Origin of the sequence: Limnochorda sp. LNt (genome assembly GCF_035593265.1) — a bacterium.
Classification (GTDB): Bacteria; Bacillota; Limnochordia; order Limnochordales; family Geochordaceae; genus Geochorda; species Geochorda subterranea.
The window spans coordinates 477559-497243 of record NZ_CP141614.1 but is presented as its reverse complement, the minus strand read 5'-3'; the positions used below and the strand labels follow the sequence as shown (position 1 = coordinate 497243).

18 protein-coding genes and 1 pseudogene are annotated in these 19685 nt (G+C 65.2%); 2 read left to right on the top strand and 17 right to left on the bottom strand.

Annotated elements, in window-relative coordinates; genetic code table 11:
• Positions 1 to 39: 39 nt before the first annotated feature.
• Positions 40 to 1098, bottom strand: coding sequence for a YeiH family protein (locus tag VLY81_RS02325; protein ID WP_324669421.1), 1059 nt, complete (start codon positions 1096 to 1098; stop codon positions 40 to 42).
• Positions 1099 to 1245: 147 nt separating this feature from the next.
• On the opposite strand from VLY81_RS02325, the gene VLY81_RS02320 reads away from it, so the two are divergent.
• Positions 1246 to 2136, top strand: coding sequence for a LysR family transcriptional regulator (locus VLY81_RS02320; RefSeq protein ID WP_324669420.1), 891 nt, complete (start codon positions 1246 to 1248; stop codon positions 2134 to 2136).
• Positions 2137 to 2169: 33 nt separating this feature from the next.
• Here VLY81_RS02320 and VLY81_RS02315 read toward each other — a convergent pair whose 3' ends face one another.
• From VLY81_RS02315 to VLY81_RS14470, 11 genes and pseudogenes are all read right to left on the bottom strand, one after another.
• On the bottom strand, positions 2170 to 3201 hold the full coding sequence (locus tag VLY81_RS02315; RefSeq protein ID WP_324669419.1) for an alcohol dehydrogenase catalytic domain-containing protein: 1032 nt from the start codon (positions 3199 to 3201) through the stop codon (positions 2170 to 2172).
• A gap of 39 nt (positions 3202 to 3240) precedes the next feature.
• The gene (locus VLY81_RS02310) at positions 3241 to 4239 is read right to left on the bottom strand and encodes a 2-hydroxyacid dehydrogenase (protein WP_405001312.1); all 999 of its coding nucleotides are present in this window, start codon (positions 4237 to 4239) and stop codon (positions 3241 to 3243) included.
• Positions 4239 to 5627 (bottom strand): dihydroorotase, encoded by a 1389-nt coding sequence (locus VLY81_RS02305; RefSeq protein WP_324669417.1) that lies wholly within the window; start codon positions 5625 to 5627, stop codon positions 4239 to 4241. The genes VLY81_RS02310 and VLY81_RS02305 overlap by 1 nt, the downstream gene beginning before the upstream one ends.
• Positions 5628 to 5658: 31 nt before the next feature.
• The gene (locus tag VLY81_RS02300; RefSeq protein ID WP_324669416.1) at positions 5659 to 7191 is read right to left on the bottom strand and encodes an aldehyde dehydrogenase; all 1533 of its coding nucleotides are present in this window, start codon (positions 7189 to 7191) and stop codon (positions 5659 to 5661) included.
• 10 nt (positions 7192 to 7201) lie between these two features.
• Positions 7202 to 7951 (bottom strand): cysteine hydrolase family protein, encoded by a 750-nt coding sequence (locus VLY81_RS02295; protein ID WP_324669415.1) that lies wholly within the window; start codon positions 7949 to 7951, stop codon positions 7202 to 7204.
• A 32-nt stretch (positions 7952 to 7983) separates the two neighbouring features.
• Complete coding sequence (locus VLY81_RS02290) at positions 7984 to 9018, bottom strand: amidohydrolase family protein (RefSeq protein WP_324669414.1); 1035 nt, start codon at positions 9016 to 9018, stop codon at positions 7984 to 7986.
• 17 nt (positions 9019 to 9035) lie between these two features.
• The gene (locus VLY81_RS02285) at positions 9036 to 10301 is read right to left on the bottom strand and encodes an ABC transporter substrate-binding protein (RefSeq protein WP_324669413.1); all 1266 of its coding nucleotides are present in this window, start codon (positions 10299 to 10301) and stop codon (positions 9036 to 9038) included.
• A gap of 42 nt (positions 10302 to 10343) precedes the next feature.
• Positions 10344 to 12028 (bottom strand): annotated as a pseudogene (locus tag VLY81_RS02280) (CocE/NonD family hydrolase).
• A gap of 96 nt (positions 12029 to 12124) precedes the next feature.
• Entirely contained in the window at positions 12125 to 12406 is a 282-nt protein-coding gene (locus VLY81_RS02275) for an ATP-binding cassette domain-containing protein (RefSeq protein WP_324669412.1), read from the bottom strand.
• A gap of 147 nt (positions 12407 to 12553) precedes the next feature.
• Positions 12554 to 14083: a tripartite tricarboxylate transporter permease gene (locus tag VLY81_RS02270; protein WP_324669411.1), complete on the bottom strand. Its 1530-nt coding sequence runs from the start codon at positions 14081 to 14083 to the stop codon at positions 12554 to 12556.
• 12 nt (positions 14084 to 14095) lie between these two features.
• Complete coding sequence (locus VLY81_RS14470) at positions 14096 to 14560, bottom strand: tripartite tricarboxylate transporter TctB family protein (protein ID WP_405001274.1); 465 nt, start codon at positions 14558 to 14560, stop codon at positions 14096 to 14098.
• Positions 14561 to 14838: 278 nt separating this feature from the next.
• On the opposite strand from VLY81_RS14470, the gene VLY81_RS02265 reads away from it, so the two are divergent.
• Complete coding sequence (locus tag VLY81_RS02265) at positions 14839 to 14997, top strand: hypothetical protein (RefSeq protein WP_324669410.1); 159 nt, start codon at positions 14839 to 14841, stop codon at positions 14995 to 14997.
• 235 nt (positions 14998 to 15232) lie between these two features.
• On the opposite strand, the gene VLY81_RS02260 is transcribed toward VLY81_RS02265, so the two are convergent.
• The 5 genes from VLY81_RS02260 to VLY81_RS02245 all read right to left on the bottom strand — a co-directional run bounded on the left by VLY81_RS02260 (position 15233) and on the right by VLY81_RS02245 (position 19622).
• Positions 15233 to 16201: a tripartite tricarboxylate transporter substrate binding protein gene (locus VLY81_RS02260; RefSeq protein ID WP_324669409.1), complete on the bottom strand. Its 969-nt coding sequence runs from the start codon at positions 16199 to 16201 to the stop codon at positions 15233 to 15235.
• A 311-nt stretch (positions 16202 to 16512) separates the two neighbouring features.
• Positions 16513 to 17289, bottom strand: a complete 777-nt coding sequence (locus VLY81_RS14465; protein WP_405001273.1) for a DUF1989 domain-containing protein — start codon at positions 17287 to 17289, stop codon at positions 16513 to 16515.
• A 6-nt stretch (positions 17290 to 17295) separates the two neighbouring features.
• Positions 17296 to 18240, bottom strand: a complete 945-nt coding sequence (locus VLY81_RS02255; protein WP_324669408.1) for an urea carboxylase-associated family protein — start codon at positions 18238 to 18240, stop codon at positions 17296 to 17298.
• Between the two features lie 122 nt (positions 18241 to 18362).
• Positions 18363 to 18596, bottom strand: a complete 234-nt coding sequence (locus tag VLY81_RS02250; protein ID WP_324669407.1) for a hypothetical protein — start codon at positions 18594 to 18596, stop codon at positions 18363 to 18365.
• A 174-nt stretch (positions 18597 to 18770) separates the two neighbouring features.
• Positions 18771 to 19622, bottom strand: a complete 852-nt coding sequence (locus VLY81_RS02245) for a carbon-nitrogen hydrolase family protein (protein ID WP_324669406.1) — start codon at positions 19620 to 19622, stop codon at positions 18771 to 18773.
• Between the last annotated feature and the right edge of the window lie 63 nt (positions 19623 to 19685).

The following is a 19685-nucleotide window of genomic DNA, read 5'->3' as shown; positions in this document are numbered from 1 at the left end:
CTCGATGCTCCTCTCGAGGGATGGCTGGCTCCCATCCCCTCAAAGTCCGAGCCACCGGATCCAGGCCAGGCTGGCCAGCGCCACCGCCACGGAGGCCACCATGCCCAGGGCGAAGGACATGGATCCCAAGCGTCTTAGCGTGTCGAGACGCGTCTGGAGTCCGATGGCCGACAGGGCGGCCACGATGAAGACTCCCGCGACCTGGTTGAGCGCACCGCTCACCGGGGCCGGGACGAGACCCAGCCCGTTGACCGCCGCCATCAGCGCGAACCCCCAGACGAACGGCGGCACCAGCCGCCCGATCCGCAGCTCCGCCCGCTCCTGCCGGCTCCGTAGCCCCTGCACCAATGCCAGCCCCACCACCACGGGCACGAGGAACATGGTGCGGGTCAGCTTGACGACCGTAGCCTGGATCCCGGCTTGCTGGTCGAACGCATACCCGGCGGCCAGCACCGACGAGGTGTCGTGGATGGCGGTGCCGGCCCACGTGCCAAAGGCGGCGCTGCTCAGCCCCAGGAGATGGCCCGTTGGCGGATAGACGAGGAGCGCCAGCAGGTTGAACGTGAAGATGGTAGCGAGGGCGTATGCGGTCTCCTCCTTAGTCGCCCTCAGGACGGGGGCTGCGGCCGCGATGGCGCTGGCGCCGCAGATGGCGGTGCCGATGCCGACCAGGGTGGTGAGGCGCAACGGCAGGCCGAGTGCCCTGCCGACCAGGACGGTCGAGGCCATCCCGATGACCAAGGTCGTGGCGATGATGAGCAGGGCGCCGCCGCTCATGCGGATGACCTGCCCGAAGCTGACGCCCGTGCCCAGCAACACGACCGCCGTGCGGAGCAGGCCGGTGGAGCAGAAGGCGACCCCAGGGCGAAGGGCGTCCGGCACGGAGACGACGTGGGAGACGACGAGGCCCAGCAGCAAGCCCGTCGCTGCCGCCCCCAGGCCCGGCAGGTGCGTCCCGACCAGCGTCGCAATCGCTGTCAGGATAGCGGTCGCCAGCACCCCCGGCGCCGCCATCCGCAGGGCACGTCCGGCGTCGCCTGGCCGCCGCGTGGCCGCCGAGGCGGAGGCCGTCTCGATGGGAGCTGCGCGCTCGTCCAAGCCCATTCCTTCCCCTGGTCGGTCGTCAGGCTTGGCCCGATCTTACCGGTTGCACATTGGTGTAGCAATAAATACGATTGCTACGATATATTACGGTTAGGTAATGAGCCGACATCTCGACGGACGCGGGGGCCGGGTGCGGGTACGATGGACTTCCACAAGCTCGAGGTCTTCTGCCGGGTGGTGGACAACCTCAGCATCACCCGTACCGCGGAGGATCTGCACTTGAGCCAGCCGGCGGTCAGCCTGGCCATCCGCCGCCTCGAACGCGAGGTCGGCACGCCGCTCATCCAGCGGCAGGGCCGCCAGGTCGCTCCCACTCACGCCGGGAGGGCGTTTTACCCCTACGCGCGGGCGATGCTGGCGGCTCGCGACGAGGCGGAGCGATGGCTCCAGGAGTTCAAGGAGGGCCAGTCGGGCCAGCTGGTGATCGGCGCCAGCACGACGGGCGTCCTCTACTACCTGCCGCCCCTGCTGGAGGCCTTCCGTGCCAGGCACCCCCGGATCCAGGTCGCGCTGCACGCGGCCATCACCGACCGCATCCGGGAGGCGGTGGCAGCTGACACCATGGACATGGGCTTCGTCTGGGGCCCCACCGCCGACCCGCGTCTCTCGTCGCGGCTGCTGACGTGGGGCGAGTTCGCCGTCATCGTCCATCCCGCGCACCCGCTCGCCGACGGGGGGCCCGTCGCCCCGGAGGCACTGGCGCGGGAGCCCTTCATCCTGGCCAGGTCGGGGTCCTCGACTCGGTGGTTCGTGGAGTCGCGGCTCAGGGACGCGGGGATCGTGCCGCGGGCGGTCATGGAGTTCGACACCACCGAGGCGATGAAGCTGGCTGTCGAAGCCAGCCTCGGCGTCGCGGTGGTCTCGCGCAAGGCGGTGGACCGCGAGCTCAGCCAGGGCCTGTTGCGGGTGGTTTGCGTGGAGGGGCTCGACCTGCGGCGCCCCATCCTGGCCATCTGGGCACGCGGACGCCCCCTACCGCCCGCCGCCCAAAGGGTGCTGGAGATGGCTTCTCACTACTTCGCCCGGGCCTAATGGGCGACGGATCTGACCCAAGCGGGACGCTCGTCACGCCACGAGCAGCACCGCCCGGCCCAGGATACCGCCGCGCTTGAGCCGCTCGAGTGCCTCGTTGGCCTCCTCCAGACGGTAGCGGTCCGTCACGACGGGCCGGATCTTGCCCTGCTCCACCAGTCGCACGCTCTCTCGAAAGCTCAGGAGGGACGAGGCCGTCGAACCGATGATGCTCAGATTGCGCAGCACGACGTCGGGTGTAGGGATGGCGACGTCGACCCCGGGCTGGTAGCCGATCATCAGGAGCCGCCCGCCCGTGCGCAGGACCGCGGCCGCCAGGCTCATGGTGACGGGCTTGGCCACCAGCTCCACCACCAGGTCCACGGGGCCCCCTGCCGCCGCCAACACCTGCTTTGCGGCGTGCTCGGACTGGATGAGGAAGGCGTCGTCGGCCCCCACCTTCCGGGCGAGCTCCAACTTGTCCGGCGCTTGATCGACCGCCAGCACCCTGGCTCCGCCCAGGCGTGCCACCTGGATGGCGTGGAGTCCCAGGCCGCCGGCGCCGATGACGAGCACCGTCTCGCCCACCCGCAGCCCGGCCCGCTCCCGCAGGCCATGGACGGTGGTAGCCACGGCGTCGGCGATGATGGCGGCCTCCTCCAGGGGGACGTGCTGGCCGATGCGCACCGCGTTGATCTCGGGCACCACCACGTACTCTGCCATGGCTCCTGGGAGGTTGAAGCCCAATTGGCGAACCGAGTCGCACAGCGTCTCATCACCGGCCCAGCAGGCCCGGCACCGGCCACACGGAAGGTAGATGTGGAGCGCAACGTGGTCGCCCGGCGCGACCGACATAACCCCCTCGCCGACGGCCACGACCTCGCCCGCCGGCTCGTGGCCCAGGATGTGGGGCAGCCGGGGCAGCAAGGGGCCCGGCAGGCTCGCCGACGCGATCTTGACGTCGGTGTAGCACAGGCCGCAGGCCCGCACCCGCACCAGCACCTGACCAGGGCCCGGTGGCGCGGGGTCGGGCACCTCCTTGAGCTGCAAACGCCCGCCGAACTGGTCGAGTACCATCGCTCGCATGAGGATCGCCCCTCTCTCGCTCTCGTCTGCGTGTCTCGGTCAGGATGCCTCGCCGAGGCTGGTGCCGAGCACCTCGGCGTTGAACAGGTTGGGCGGCCGCCGCCCGGCCACGAAGGCCTCGATGTTGTCGACCACGATGGACGCGATACGCAGCCGCGTGTCCCACGTCGCCGTGCCGATATGAGGCGTCAGGACCACGTTGGACAGGTGGGGCAGCTCGGGGTGCACCGCCGGCTCCTCTTCGAAGACGTCCAGCGCCGCCCCGGCGATGCGGCCCGCCTTGAGGGCCTCCACCAGCGCCTGCTCGTCGACGATGGGGCCCCTGGCCGTATTGATCAGATAGGCCGAGGGCTTCATCAGGCCGAGCTCTCGCCGGCCCACCAGGTGGCGCGTCCCCGGGTGCAGCGCGGCGTTGATCACCACGAAGTCGCTCTCCCGCAGCAACTCGTCCAGGCTCCGGAAGGCGACGCCCAGCTCCGCCTCCTCCTGGGGCTCGAGGCGGGTGCGCTTGGTGTACAGCACCGTCATGCCGAAGCCCCGGGCTCGCCGCGCGGCGGCCCGCCCGATGGCACCGAGCCCGATGCTGCCCAGCACCTTGCCGTGCACCTCGCCTCCGACGAAGTGCATCGATTGGGCGCCCGGGAAAAGACCCGCCCGCAACGCCCGGTCCGCCTCCACCACCCGGCGCGCCACTGCCAGCAGCAGCGCCCACTGCAGGTCGGCGGTCGCCTCCACGACGACGTTGGGGATGACCGTGACCGGGATGCCGCGCCGCGTGGCATGGGCCACGTCGACGTTGGCCGGGTTGACGGCCGAGGTGGCGATCAGCCGGAGCCGCGGGGCCGCGTCGATGATCGCGGCGTCGATGCGGTCGTGCAGCATGCAGTAGAGGATGTCGCAGCGCCCCACTTCCCGGAGCAACTGCTCGCGGGGTAGGATGCGGCTGGTGTCGCCGAAGAGCCGCACGTTCCCCAGCCGCTCCAGTCGCTCCACAGCAGGAGCTGGGATGGGTTGGGTCACGAAGATGCTGACGGGCATCATCGAGGCCTCCCTCCATCGTCGACCTCGCCCCGCGCTCGAGCCCCCGGTCCGGGGATCCACTCGCCTGTGCCCGGCGGCGCGTTTGGCCTGCCTCCTTCGGCTACCTTGCGCCCCCGCAGGTAGGTGGCTACCACGGCTCCCTTCACCAGGCGCCCGTGGTAGGGCGTCCAGCCGGCCCTGGAGAGGACGTCCTCGTCCCGGAGGACGCGCCGGGCCGACGGGTCCACCAGCACCAGGTCGGCGTCGCTCCCCGGCCGCAGCGTCCCCTTGCGCGGATACAGCCCGTAGAGGCGCGCCGGCGCGGCGGCATAGAGTTCCGCCAGGCGCGTCGGCGAGATCCGCCCCTCCAGCGCGGCGTCGATGAGCAGAGCCGAGGTCGTGTCGATGCCGGGCAACCCGAAGTGAACGTCCCAGATGCTCCCCTCGCGCTTCTGCGCCCGGGTCGCCGGGGCGTGATCGCTGGCCACGTAGGCGATTTGGCCATCCCGAACGAGCTGCCACATCCGCTCCAGGTCGGCTTCAGAGCGGGCCCGAGCCGGCGGGGTGAACTTGCGGAAGGCCCCCAGCTGGACGGCCTCGTCCTCCCGCAGCAACAGGTACTGCGGGCACGTCTCGGCCCACATCCGCGCTCCCCGTGCGCGAAATGCCGCGATGGTGTCGACCACCTCCGGGTGGCTGCAGTGAGCGACCACCACTCGTGCCCCCGATGCTTCGGCCAGCCAGCCCACGGCGCTCACCGCCACCCGCTCCGCCACTGGATGGCGCCACTCCGGGATGACGCCGCCGTCATCCCGCCTCGCCGCCCGCAGGGCCTGCTCGGCCCAGCGAGTGATCGCCTCGTCCTCGGCATGGACGAGAAACGTGGCGCCCCTGGGTTGCAGCCGCCTCATCGCCTCCAGCAGGGGACCGGGCTCGACCGCCCGGATGCCGTGCGTCGTGCAGGTGAAGACCTTGATGCACGCAGCGCCAGCTCGCCAGACGTCCGCCACGTCGTCTGGGCCACCCGGCGAGAAGTGGGCTGCGCAGGCGAAGTCGATCACGGAGCGACCCCGCAGGTAGCGGGCCTTCTCTTGGAGCTGGGAGCCTGTGTGGACCGGGGATGCGTGCGTATGTTCGATGACGGTGGTCACCCCCGCGACGGCGGCGGCCGAGCTGCCGGTGGGAAAGTCCTCCCGCGAGGGGTCACCGGGGTCCATGAAGTGGACATGGGCGTCCACGAAGCCCGGGAAGACCAGGAGCCCTCCGGCATCCACCACCTCGCGGGCAGGCACGTCGAGTTGCCCCACGGCCACGATCCTGCCACCTGCCACGTAGAGGTCGGCCTCCATCTCGCCGGTGTCGCAAACCACCCGCCCGCCGCGCACGATCAGGTCGACGCCACCCATCCCCTCGCCCCTCCTGACAGGCCGCGCCCTTTCAGTTCAGGCGCTTCTCCTGACCGTCCCGGGCGTACCAGTCGAAAGGCTCGGGCCGCAGGTTGACCCATATGCTCTTGGTCTCCGTGTACTCCCGGATGGCCTCGAAGCCGTTCTCCTTGCCGTAGCCGCTCCATTTGAAGCCGCCCCAGGGAGAGCCAGGGTCGATGCGATGGTGGTCGTTGATCCAGACGATGCCGGCCTCGATGGCGTGGGCCACGCGGTGCGCCCTCCCGACGTCCCGGGTCCAGACCGAGGCCCCGAGCCCGTAGCGGATGTCGTTGGCGATGCGGATCGCGTCGGATTCGTCCTCGAAGGGGATGACGCAGAGTACCGGCCCGAAGATCTCCTCCTGGGCGATGCGCATCTCGGGCCGGACATCGGCGAAGATGGTCGGCAGGTAGTAGTAGCCGGCTGCCAGGGCTGGGGAGCCCGAGGGGCGCCGCCCGCCCAGGACGAGCCGGGCGCCCTCCTCCACCCCGATGCGTACGTAGCGCTCCACCCGTTCCAGCTGAACTCTCGAGACCACCGGGCCCACGTCGGTCTCCGGATCCATCGGGTCCCCCAGGCGCAGGCGTGCGACCTTGTCGACCAGCCGCTCCAGCACCTCCGGGTAGACGCTGCGCTGCACCAACAGGCGCGCCCCGGCCACGCAGGTCTGGCCCGTAGCGATGAACATGGCGAAGGCCGCCCCGTCCACCGCCGCCGGGATGTCGGCGTCGTCGAAGACGATGACGGGAGCCTTGCCCCCCAGTTCGAACGTGACCCGGGTCAGGTTGTCGGCCGCCAGCCGGGCGATGGCCCTGCCCGTCTCGGTCCCCCCGGTCAGGTCCACCTTGCGCACGCCAGGGTGCGCCGCCAGTGCCCGTCCCGCCACCGGGCCGTATCCGTTGATGACGTTGAGCGCGCCCGGAGGCAGTCCCGCGCGGTGGAAGAGGTCCGCCAGCTCGAACAGCGTGACCGGGGCGATCTCGGATGGCTTGAGCACGACGGCGTTGCCGGCCGCCAGCGCGGGCGCCAGCTTCTTGGTGCTGATGAGTAGAGGGTGGTTCCACGGCGTGATCTGGGCCACCACCCCCAGTGGCACCCGCACCGTGTAGTTGAGGTAGGGCCCGTCGACCGGGATCGTCTCCCCCTCCATCTTGTCGGCCAGGCCGGCGAAGTAGCGATACCATTGCGGCACGATCCGGATCTGCGCCCGCATCTCCCGGATGGGCCGGCCGTTGAAGCGAGACTCCAGCCGGGCCAACCGCTCTACCTGGGCCTCCAGCGCGTCGGCCAGGCGGTAGAGGAGCAGGCTGCGCTGCCGGCCCCCCATCTCGCCCCACGGCCCCTGGCGCATCGCCCGCCAGGCGGCCTGCACGGCCCGGTCGACGTCCTCCTCGCCGGCTTCGGCCACTTCGGCCTCGACCTCGCCGCTGGTCGGATTCTCGACGGGCATGTAGCGCCCGCTCATCGGTTCCACCCACTCGCCCCCGATGAAGAGGGGGTAGCGCAGGCGCTCACTGGCCGTCTCCGGTGATTGTGCCGCCATGGCCCTGGACTCACGCCCCTCCTCGTGCGACCCGAGTCGCTGCATGCCGCGTCAGCAGACTCTCCAGCTCGTCGAGGGGGACGACCCAGCCCAGGCACCGGCTGACGTTCTCCAGGCCCAGGACGTGCAGGTCCTCGCCGTACATGCTGTCGACACACTCCGGCACCACCACGACGCGCAAGTCCCTGTTGAACGCCTCGAAGCAGGTGCACAGAACGCACGTGTTGGTGTTGATGCCGACGACGATGGTCGTCTCCACCCGCAGGATCCTCAGCAGGATCTCGAGGTCCGTCCCGTAGAAGGCGGAGAGGCGCTTCTTGTTGTCGATGCGGTAGTCGCCCGGCTGCGGGGCGATTTGGGGAAGGAACTCGGTCTGGGACGACCCTTCGAGGTTGTGTCCCTTGATGGTGCTGCGACGCCCGGGGGTGAGGCTCTGACGGGCGTCCTCCACTGCGCGCCAGAAGGGATTGCTCATGCTCTCGGCGCCCGGGTGAGGAAGGGTCCGATGGTTCATGGTGACGTAGACGATGGGGATCCCGACCCGCCGCGCCAGCGAGAAGAGACGCTGCAGCGCCTCCACCACCCGACCGGCTCGGAGCGGGTCCACGGGCATGGTCGCGACCGCCGGGTCCAGATGGCCCCGATGGACGTCGACAGCCAGGACTGCGGTGGTCGCGGGGTCCACCACCAGCCTCTCACGCAACGCCCCCACCAGGTCGCTCCGATCCACCAGCCGTACCCGTCGGTCAGCAGCTTGCATTGCCGTTGCACCACCTGTCGTTCGTCGTCCGCTCATCCGGTTTCACCGGCTCTCCCGCGGCCGTCGGCGACTCGCCCGGCGGGCGTGAGCCCGAGGAGCCGGATCGCGCTCTGCCCGAGCACCGCCTCTCGGGCGTCAGGCTCCAGCCGGGCCGCCTCCACCAGGGCCGCAGGGTCCTCGGTCCCCATGTCGAAGGGGTCGTCGCTACCCATCAGCACGTGATCCGCTCCGGCCACCTCGACCAGGTAGCGCAGTGCGGCCGGCAGGTGGAGCACCGAGTCGTAGTAGATGCGATCGTGGTAGGCCGAGGGTGGCCGGTCGCACGTCGCGGACGGCTCAGGCCGCACCGCGAAGGCGTGCTCCAGGCGCCCTAGCTGGTACGGGAAGAAGCCTCCCCCGTGGGCCAGCACCACCCGGAGCTGGGGGTGACGCTCCAGGACGCCCCCGTGGATGAGCCGGGCGATGGCGATGGTGGTCTCCAGGGGATTGCCGATGGAGTTGGTGAGGTAGTACGGCTCGAGGCCCGGCTTGGGGCCGAGGTAGTAGGGATGCAGGAAGACCGGGAGTCCCGCCTGCTCGCAGGCCTGGAAGAAGGGGGCCAGCGCCTGGTCGTCGAGGGCCCGCCCCCCGGCGTCCGTCCCGATCTCCACCCCCTTGACCACCGGATGCGAAGCCGATCGCTCCACCTCCCGGGCCGCCGCCAGCGGCTCCTGCAACGGCACCGTGATGAAGGCCCAGAGGCGCCCGCCTCCCCGGTTCGCGAAGGCCACCAGCGCGTCGTTGATGGCCGAGCAGAGCTCGGCCGCTTCGCCGCCTGGAAGGTCGTAGAAGAAGAGGGTGGGGGGGATGGACAGGATCCGGTGGTCGAGGCGGGCCCTGTCCATGCGGCTCAGGATCGTATCCACGGAGGTGAAGGCAGGCCCCACGGGATACCGGTAACCCTGGCGGTGGTCGAACCAGGTCTCCCCGGCCCGCCGCACGACCTCGACACCGACCCGGGGGCCGTGCCTCGTCAGCCGGGCGACCACCTCCGGTGGGACCGCATGGGCGTGGACGTCGACCAGCACGCCGCATCCCCTCTCCCTTACGGTCGCACGGGCGGGAACTCCCGGGAGTAGACCGGCCTCGACAGGAACCACGCGGGGTCATAGGTCCAGAACTGGGAGACCGACGGGAAGGTGTCGATGACGGTGTTTTGCAGCCGCCCGCCTACCCGCTCGACTCGCCGCACGTAGACGTTTTGAACGGGGTTTTGATAGGCGTCGAGCCGCACCGGCCCCCGGGGCGCGTCGACGGAGACTTGCAGCAGCGCGGCCAGCAGGCTCTCCTTGTCCTCGACCTGCCCGCCGGTGGCCTCCAGGGCGGCCTTGAGGAAGAGCCCAGCCGTATAGGTGCCCTCGGAGTAGTAGGAGGGCACCCGCCCGAACCGCCGCTCGTACTCGGATGCGAACCGCTGGTTTTGGGGCGTCTGCAGGGCGGCGCTGTAATGAAGCGCCGTCACCACGCCGAAGGCCTCATCACCCATGCTACGCAGCACGTGCTCGTCGGTGAGGGTGCCCCCGCCGATGAGGGGCAGCCGATCCTTCAACCCGAACTGCTGGTACTGGGAGACGAATCGCAACGCATCCCCGCCCGAGAAGACCGCGAAGACGGCGTCGATGTCGGCGCTGGCGAGCTGGCTCAGGTACGGAGCGTAGTCAGGGGCGCCGATGGGCGGCCAGAGCTTGAGCACCACCCGCCCCCCGGCCTCCTCGAAGGTCTGGTGGAATCCGCCCACCACCTCGTGGCCGAAGGCGAAGTCGTAGGCGATGGTCGCCACCCGCCGGTACCCCAGGTGCTCGTACACCCACCCGCCGAAGGGATGCGTCACCTGGCTCGAGGACCACCCGGTGCGTACGATGTAGCGGCTGCGTTGGCGCTGGGTCAGGTCATCGGAGGAGACGATGGGATAGATGGAGACCACCTGGTTTTGGGTGATGTAGTCAGCCAGGGCGTAGCCCTCGGCGGCCGATAGGGGCCCCATCAGCAGGTGGACCCGGTCCTGCTCCACCAGCTTGCGAGCCTTGGTGAGAGCCACCGCCGGTGTGCCCTGGGTATCCTCCACGATGAGCTGCACGGGCCGCCCGGCCAGCTGGCCGCCGACCTCGTCGAGGAAGAGCGTGAATCCCTCGCGCATGTCCTGGCCGTTTTGCGCGAAAACGCCGGTCAGGGGCACCAGCAGCCCGATGCGGATCGCTGAGGCCGACTGGGCCGCTCCCCCCCGGCACGTGCCGGCGACGAGCACCAGCCCCAGCAAGAGAGCCGAAAGAGCCTGCCAGCGTGGTGAGCCGCACCTCCTGGCTCGAGACATCGTCTTGCCTCCCCTCCGGAGTCGCATCTCCGGGTCATGCCCTCACGGCGAGGTCGCCTGCGCAGGGATGATGGGCACCAGCAAGTAGGAGGGGGTGTCCCCACCCCCGTAGACCGTGACCTGCCCACCGTAGAGCTCGGGTCGGCGATCCCACGGGTCGTCGTGGACGAAGGGGCCCGACCCGCGAAACGCTCCCCAAGGCCCCACGCCGGGCGTCGCCCGATCGCGCTCGAAGTCGTGCCCCTGGATGGTGAGTGTCAGCGTGTACCCCCGGGGGACCACGATGGACGTGGGCCAGATCTCGACGTCCACGGCGTACACCTCGCCCGGCACCAGGGGCTGGATCTCGTCGTGGGTGTGGTAGGGCCGGTAGGGGGTACTGAGGGTCGGATCCAGCTTGCGGTGCGAGGCTCGCAACCATCCCTGCGCGATCGGTGCTCTCGGCTCCACCGCTCCGGCGAAGGTCACCTCCTCCCCTTCGGGTCGAAGAGCCGCACCACCAGGAAGATGTCCGCGTCGGCCGTGGTGGACGCGATGTAGAGCCTGGCCGCCAAGGGACCCGTGATCTCGGTCACCTCGGTGAAGGGCCCGGTTCGGAACGTGAGCCCTCCTTCGAGGGCTCGGTACGAGGCGCCGTGCCGGGTCGGGGGAGGAGCCGCTGACAGCGTCCCGGCCGTCGGGTCCAGGTAGAGGCGGGTCCATCGGGTGCGCGCCAGGGGCCACTCCTGCTCGCGGCGGAGCTCGAAGCCATCGACGTGCCGTACGTTGAGGAGTACCCGAGCCTCACGGTCCCACCCGTTGTCGACGCCCTTGAGGAAGTGGTCGAAGAAGCGCTTCTGCAGCTCGAAGCCGTAGCGTGTGTAGTAGTGCGTCCAGTGCTCCAGGCCGTGGATCTCGAGCCACTTCTGCCTGGAGGCCGCCCGTACGAAGGCCTCCACGTTGCCGCGCAGGTGCAGTCCGTGGCCGCCCCAGTTGCCCGCCGACAGGAACGGAACCGTCACCCTGGACCAGTTTGCCGATCGCTCGCGATACCAATCGTCGTCGAGCTCGCGCCGGCGGGTCTCCTGGAACGTGTCGACCCGGTTGAGGGCCAGCTCGTGTTCTGGCAACGTCTCGGGGCCGGCGACGAGATCCCCGGTCAGCGGGTCGACGAAACCTCGACGTCCCACCCCGTGCTGTACCGGCAGCACCTGACCCCGAAACCACGAGTCCGTGAAGGTGCACAGGATGCCACCATGGCGTGCCCAGTCCCGGTAGAAGTCCGCGGCCCCCTCCCACGCGCACATGGCGGCCAGGTGCGGGGGCTGCAGGCCGGCGACGAGCCACTGGTTGATGGCGTAGAAGGAGATGCCGCTCAGGCCGACTCGCCCGTTGCTCCAGGGCTGGCGCGCCGCCCACTCGATGCACTGGTACAGATCCCGCGTCTCCCTCGGCGAGAAGATGTCGAGCACGCCTGGCGATCGGCCGGCCCCCCGCGAGTCGACCCGCACGCAGACGTACCCCTCGGGTACCCAGCGCTCGGGGTCGACCACCTCCCAGTTCTGGAAGCGGCAGCTCGACCCGTCGGCCACCTGGGGGAAGGCGCTGACCAGAGCCCGCCACTGGTGGCGGTAGCCCAGTTGGAAGGGCAGCCCCTTGCCGTAAGGGCCGTAACTCAGCAGCACGGGGTGGCGCCCGTCGCCGGCGGGGCGAAAGACGTCGGCCCTCAACACGACGCCGTCGTCCATGGGGACGGGGACGTCGTACTCGATGACCATCCCCTCCACGACGGCCGTGCGCTCGCGATATCGTCCCGCCTCCAACTTGACCGCTCTCCTCTCAGCCTAGACCCCGAGAAAGCGGGCCTTGACGGACGGATCGGCTTCCAGTTGCGCGGGCGTGCCCTCCCAGACGACGGTCCCGGTGCTCATGACGTAGACCCGGTCGGCCACCGAGAGGGCCATGGGGAGGCTCTGCTCCACCAGCAGCACCGACAGGCCGGATGCCTTGAGCTCGCGGATGACCCGCCCTATCTCCTTGACCAGGAGCGGCGACAGCCCCTCGGAGGGCTCATCCATGAGCAGCGTGTCCGGATTGGTGACCAGAGCCCGGGCGATGGCCAGCATCTGCTACTCGCCCGTGGAGAGCTGACCCCCCGGTTGCGGCAACCTTTGATCAGCTCGGGGTAGAGTTGGCACACTCGGCCCGGTATCCGTGAACCGCAGGGCGACGGAAACCAGCCATACCTCGTATCCACCTGGCATCAACTTCCGTTACCGGCTAAGCCGGGCGGCAGTGTTCTGTCTACGTCGGCACAGCTCAACGACCCTTTTCGCAGCCCACGTTAGGCTTCTGCCGAACAGTGCGACTGCGACCAAAAGCAGTAGGGTTCCAGAAATCGGGCGGTCCACAAAGATAATGGGCGAACCATGGCTCAATATAAGCGACTGACGAAGAGATCGCTCGAGGATAGGTCCAAGGACGAAAGCTAGGAGCAATGGGCCTGGTTCGAATCCGTGTCGCCGTGCCACGTAAGCCACGACCCCGATCGCTAGCATCACCCAGATATCGTTAACAAAGTTGTTAACGCTATACGCTCCGAGCAAGGTTAGAACTCCGACCGCTGGCGCAAGGTACTTGAGTGGAACCCGAGTTATCTGTGCCCACAGACTAGAGAGGGGGAGGTTAAGCAGAAGTAGCATAAGATTCCCGAGGTACATAGAGCTAATGACACCCCAAAAGAGCTCTGGCTCTTCTTGTACAAGGTAGGGTCCGGGCATGATCCCGTTGACGAGCAGGGCCGCATAAACTATAGCGATGGAGGCGTTCCCTGGTATTCCCAAGGTTAGGAGCGGAATGAAAGACGACGTTGCAGCCGCGTTGTTGGCGGCTTCCGGTGCCGCCACGCCCTCAATGGCTCCCCTACCGAACCGCTCCGGGCGTCTGGACATGCGCCTTTCTACTGTGTAAGAAATGATGGATGCCAACGTGGCGCCACCTCCGGGCAGTGCGCCGACCGCGAACCCTCCTACCGCCCCACGGACCATCGCCCACGCCGAGTTTCGCAATTCCCGTAAGTGGGCCGCCAGGCCTGCGATCTTTATTGGAATAGGTTCTCCCGCTGCCTTCTCCACGGCCGACAGAAGCCCACCTACCCCAAACAGACCCAAGGTAAGAACCGTGAGGTCGATCCCAGTCATTAGATGGGCGCTGCCGAACGTGAGCCGTGGCACCCCGGAGACTGGATCAAGGCCCACCATAGACAGCAACAGGCCTAGGATAGCCATGATAATTCCCTTGGTTGGGGAATCACCCAAGAGATATACGGTCAGCGTTAACCCGAGGAGAGCAAGCGAGAAGTACTCCGGAGGACCGAAGAGCAGCGCAACGCTTGCTAAGGGCTGCGCCAACAGGGTTAGAGCGACGATGCTAAGAGTTCCCCCAACAAAGGATGCAACAACAGCAGCGGCAAGCGCGACCGCGGCCTTACCTTCCCGAGCCAGTGCGTGCCCGTCTATAGCCGTAACCGCGGACGTTGCTTCACCAGGGATCCCAAAAAGAATTGAGCTCCTCGAACCTCCAAAGCAAGCACCATAGAAGATACCAGCCATCATAATTACCGCGCCTAAGGGGTCATGTAGCTGGTACGTAATAGGCAGAAGGAGTGCAAGCACCGTGGGGACGTCCAAGCCCGGCAAGACACCCACCAAGGTTCCGCTCAAAGTCCCGAAGAAGGCATAAGCGATATTCGACGGCTGAAAGGCCACTTCAAATCCTCTCAGTAGCATCGACAGCTCAAACAAAGGCACCACATCCTAACGAACTGGGAGCCAGCCACCAGGCAACGGATAACGGAGGCCAACCCCAAAGATTAGCCAGACGGCTAGTCCAGCCACCACGCCTGCCAGGGAAGCCCGACTCAACGGCTCACGCTCTACCGCCAGTGTCCAGGCCGCGACGAACACTGAGGTGCACACGATGTACCCTGCTACGGGCAAGAGCAGAGGAAAGGCCGCATACACTCCCAATGCCGTCAACTGTTTGCGCAGCTGACCTGCAGTTAGCCCGCCGACCGTCGTTACCTTCATAGGACGGATAAGGGCCAAGTGAGCAGATGCTGCCAGTAAGCTAACTGAGAGAATGAAGGGAAACAGTCCTGGACCCGGCAGTCTCCCATGCACCAATCCCAACTCTCTGATGGCATGCAGACCAATTGGGACGCTCCCTGCTCCTAGTACCAAACCGATCCCCCGGTCTCCGGATAGTAGCCCTCTCAGCACTCTGCACACCTACCTTCCAGCGCCCGTTGAAGACGCGGGGCCACGCGCGTCGCGCGGTCTTCGCTGAGGCTACTTCGTTGCTTCCACGAAACCCCTCAGTCAGCGCAGTGCTGAAGGCTAGGTAAAGAACTTGACGTCCGCTACCTCCCTGCTATCCCTCGCCCCGATGGCAAGCAAGTTGCCAATCCGAGCCTCCCAGTCCAGAGCCTGCTCCTGAGCGACGCCGGGCCTTTCGGTGGTTGCTACGCTGCTGCTGGCGCAGGCGCCAGGAGGGGTGCATGGCCCACCTCAAGCACGCCTTTGACCTCTTTGACCTCGACAGCAGCCGCTATCAGGGTGCCGAGCGACCGTTTACTTGGAGCGGCGAGGGCCTGCTTGCCCACAACCTGACCCCGGTGGCCCGCCGGCTGTTGGCCCTGGCTCCGGCACAAACCTGAGCGAACCGCCTGGCGGGGAGGGAAGGCAGAAGGTCGGCACGGCAACGCCCTCTCTCCGAGGGTCAGTCCTCTCTCTCGACAGCCGGCGATCTTATCAGGAGGTGCTAGCTAGGCCCGACTTACAACTCTGCACCCCGGACTCAGATCCTAAGCATTGCGGCAATGCCCGAGTCACTAGGCATCGCCGCAGCGGCGGCTTGGTGTAATCGGACCGACAAGCCGCCGCGCCGCGCAATTATGGGATAGCTGGGCGATAACCCGTCGGTGGCCACCACTGCTCGAAATTCTCCGGTCTGGGAATTCCCAAGGCGCTCGGGTCTACTCTTACACCTGGCAATTGGTGCTCCCAAAAAGTCCATGCTGTGAGCGACTCATAATAGGCAGCTTCCCGATCAGCCTCAGCACCGCTGAGAAAGTCTGGGAATATCACTCTTTCGTGAAGCACCCTAGTAAAGTCTGGATCTGCAACCGCGTCTTGGAGTGCAACCTCCAACTTCTTCAGTATTGAGGGATCTACGTCTCGTTTGAAGCCTAAGACCATGGGATAGTCCAGTCCTCCTACGGCAACCCCCGGCAGAGACTCGGCAAGTGTCCGAAGTGGCTGTCTTACTCCCGGCACCTCTATGGGGCGTTGAGAGAATACTGCTAGAGTGCGCAACTGATCGGCCCGCAGGAATTGTACGACCTCGTGCACGCCGCTTGCGATTACCTCCACATCCCCGCGCAAGCCAGCTAAGGCCGCTTCAGCGCCTCCACTGTACGGAACGTAAGTGAACTCCGCGCCGGTCGGCCCGAGACCAATTAGTGTGGCCTCATGCCAAGCACCGCCGATACCTGAAGTGGAAACTCGGACCTTGCCCGGTCTGGCCAACGCGTCCTCAACGACGTCGGCTATCGTCTTATAAGGAGAATCATATCTTACGGACCACGCCGGAATGGACCCTGCTAACTTGTAGTACTGCCAATCCTTCCATGGGACGGTCGTGGAAAGCCCCAGTACTCTGTGCGATTTGCTATAATCCCCAGCTCCGAGGAGTGTATAACCATCCGCGGGGCGTCGGAAAACCTCCGCGCTCGCTAAGCTTCCCACTGCCCCAGGCATGTTTATCACAACGAACCGGCTCCCCAGGATCCGCTCAAGCACCCCGCAGGCAGCGCGGATTACCGTATCTACGCCACCACCCGCCCCGTACTGCACAATCACCTGCACTGGACGCTCGGGCCAACTCGTCCTGGCTACGGATACTCTGGGTGTTCGACCCAGAATATAACCGATTCCAATCGCGGAAGCCCTTAGGAAGCTGCGTCGGCTCATCCCGCGCATGTAGCAGTCATCCTTTCAAGTCTGCTCTCTCATTCTCAGACCTAAAGCACCAATAACACCAACATTTCCCCTTCTGGCGATAGAAGCGAATGGCAAGCGGCGGCCCACAAACCTCCCGTCCGAAGTCCTCCAAACCAATCGGAGCACGAATCGTGGGACAGGCAACTCAATTCTGGCAATTCTACTTCGACCTAGATAGGCTTGATGGGATAGGCCTTGATCGTAAATTCGCTCGGTGGCCGAAGCTGTCTCTCTTGCATGACACCTCTAGTACGATAGTCCTCTGGGCCCCTTCGCGTCTTCAGGGCCGGGAGCTGGCCAGCCAGCTCTGCGACCAAACGCCGGGAGGCGGAAGTTGCTGGGAACACTTGTATCTTGATAGGTTTCAGCGAAAAGTTACTCGTGGGACCTAAACTACCGGACCCACAGATCACTGGTACCGCCAACACATCGATAAGAGCCAGTAGGTCCACAAAGTCACCTCTCTGGCCGGTATTCCAGGTAGTCCAATAACCTTCAGCATCCCAAGTGGTATTCATCCACATATTGAACGAGTCATGCACATCGTCTGGCGTAAGGCCGTACTCGCCAATTGCTTCCGCTAGTGTATCCTGACAATTAGGCACCCAATCCAAACCATATTCCCGCTCCCCCCTCGTCGCATCGCAGCGGGCGGCGAGCAGGTCGGTAACACAGGTCTCAGGCATGTCAAGTATGTACATCATTGGGCGGCACCTTGGGGGGTTGCTTACGATGAAATCTCCCTTTCGGGGCTTGAAGCCGTGAGCGCGCATTTGGCTAGTCGACATTCTCTCCTTATAGTCATGCAGATTAAAGCAATTAAAATCGACAGTTTGCTCCCCTTCCATCTGGATTATCCGCAGGATTTCCCCTTCATATACGGGAACCGCTTTCCCTGAGACGGGCTGAAGCACTAAGTCGAGACGGGGTTGAGCCACAGCAGTCATAGTACTTTACACGCTCCTCTCTTCCGATGGATCATAACGTAACCCGAGGGCTTTCCGGTGTTTGATGTACCACCGCATGAACAATACTCGGGCAACCTCCGCTGTTGTCTTACCCATCTGTCCCCTCAATCTTTGTATGGCGAGGTACTCATCCGGGCTAAAAGTAACATCAATCTCTCTACCGACGACACGATAGAAGGTCGGTTGATACCCTTCTACCTGTCGCAGAGTCCTCTCCGCCAAGATCGACCGGTTCCGGTAATGCTGTGGTGTCCGCTGGTTTTTCAGCCCGGTGTATTCTTGAATATACCTCTTGGCTAACTGCTCCGTCTCGATAGTATGTCGGAACACCTGTACTCGGATCGGTTTATAAGAGCTCCTCGCAGCGCCTAACAGGTGGGCGAGGCCGCACATGGCAGCAACTGTGAGTATGTCCGTCAACGCCAGCAGGTCCACATGGTCCCCTGCATGACCCGTAGCCCCCCGAATGATATACCCATGGTGGTTGACGCCAACTTCGAGCCACAAATTGATCGGATCATGAACGTCGTCTGGCGTCAGTCCGTACTCACCTATACACTCAGCTAAGATATCCTGGCAGTTCGGATGGTCGACCAAACCATACAGCCACTCGAGCATCGGTGCGCTGCATCTCGGAACGAGCAGGTCGGCCACACACGACTGACTCATGTGGAGGATTGCCGCCAAGGGAGAATAGCGCGGAGTGTTGCTCCACAGTATCCGCCCCTCTTTGGTGCGGAAGCCCTCTCGACGCATGTGCCCTACCGAAAGATGCTCTTTATGATCATGCAGGTTGAAACAATTCAAGCTAACGGGTTGCTGCCCTTCCTCCTGAACTATTCTTAACACCTCACCTCTTCGAAGAGGCACTGCTACACCTGATACAGGCCGGAGTTGGATATCAAGTCGACACTCTCCGACGGCCACCATAGCGCAGGACCACCTCCTCGTCCTTTGCTTTTCTCGCTTTTCCAAGGCTCCCCTTGAGGATCGCTTCGTCCCCCGTACGGGCTCAATGTCATGCTCGAGGCGCTACCTTAACCTAAAGGCACTCAATCCTGGGGTCTTGCTCGCTGTATCTCCTCTGACTTACCCAGCGGCACCAGCCCCTTCTCCTGGAGGTAGAAACGTACGACGTTTGCGATGATTTCTCCGTCCGTTGACCCAAACTTTCCCTCTTGCCGTAAGAACTCGACCAGCCTGTACTGCAGCTGATCAAGCCGTACCGTGACCTTCGGCTTATCGCAGGCACTATCAGCAGTGGCCATGGTCTTCCCCTTGTACATTACGCACCCCTCCTAAGAGGAACCCGTTCTATCTCTTTCGTTCCTGTCCTTCACACGGACCCCCAACTCGTTTTCGCCACGCCCGTCACTTACCAGCCGTGCTGCATAGTAGCAGGAGCGGGCCTACCTCAGTACCAGTCGAACACGCTTCTTCATCCTAATACGACAACAACTTCATTCGGAACCGCGGGGATAAATCCGACCATAGAGCTCCTTCCGCAGCCATTGCGGGCCGAGCAAACCTTGTTTGACCGCGCAGTAGGCCGATGAGTCTACATCGTCGCGCGTCTCGCGCAGATACCGTATGCGCTCCAGATCTACATCCACCAAGAAGAGACCTGCGGCTATGCTTTCTAACAACACTTGCTCGGGAGTTGCGACCATGGCGAGACCGCGTTCAGTGTGCGAGAAGAGGTTCTGCGTCGTAACGACGACGGCCAAGTTTTCTATCGCCCGCGCCCAAGTTAGCGCCCGCCATGTTTCCCAAAGTTTCTTCTTGTCAATGCCGGCCGGCATAAAGATCAACTCGGCCCCCCGTACGGCCAACGCACGCGACACCTCTGGCACGTATACCTCGCTGCACATCGCCAACCCTACCCTTGTCAAGGCCGTGTCAAACACTGGAAAGTCGTCCCCCGGAACGTACCGAAACTCCCAGAACCTACCACCTGTATAGATCCACGGGCCGTTCGGGTGCGTGCGGCGGTACTGGGCCAGTGGCCGGCCGTCAGGATAGGCCATGCAGACTAGGTTGTAAGCTGTGGCTATCTCGTTGTTGACTGGTTCGATTGTACCGAACACAACGTGTACTCCATGTTTAGCTGCAGCCTCTACCATCGTAGGCCTCGGATCGAAGGTCGCCGGCATGCGCCAGGGACCTGGATAGGTTTCAGGGAAGCAGACGAAGCTCGCGCCTTGCTCAGCAGCCTGCTCCACCCAGCGAATCGCGTCGGCAACATTAGCCTGGGCCTCGCTTGGAGGGTGGGCGATGGGCTGGACCACCGCAATTCGGAGGGTCACCACCACTTCATCCCTTCCACACGATGGGGCGAACCGTTCTCCCGGGAGCCGCCACCCTCTCCCGTCAGA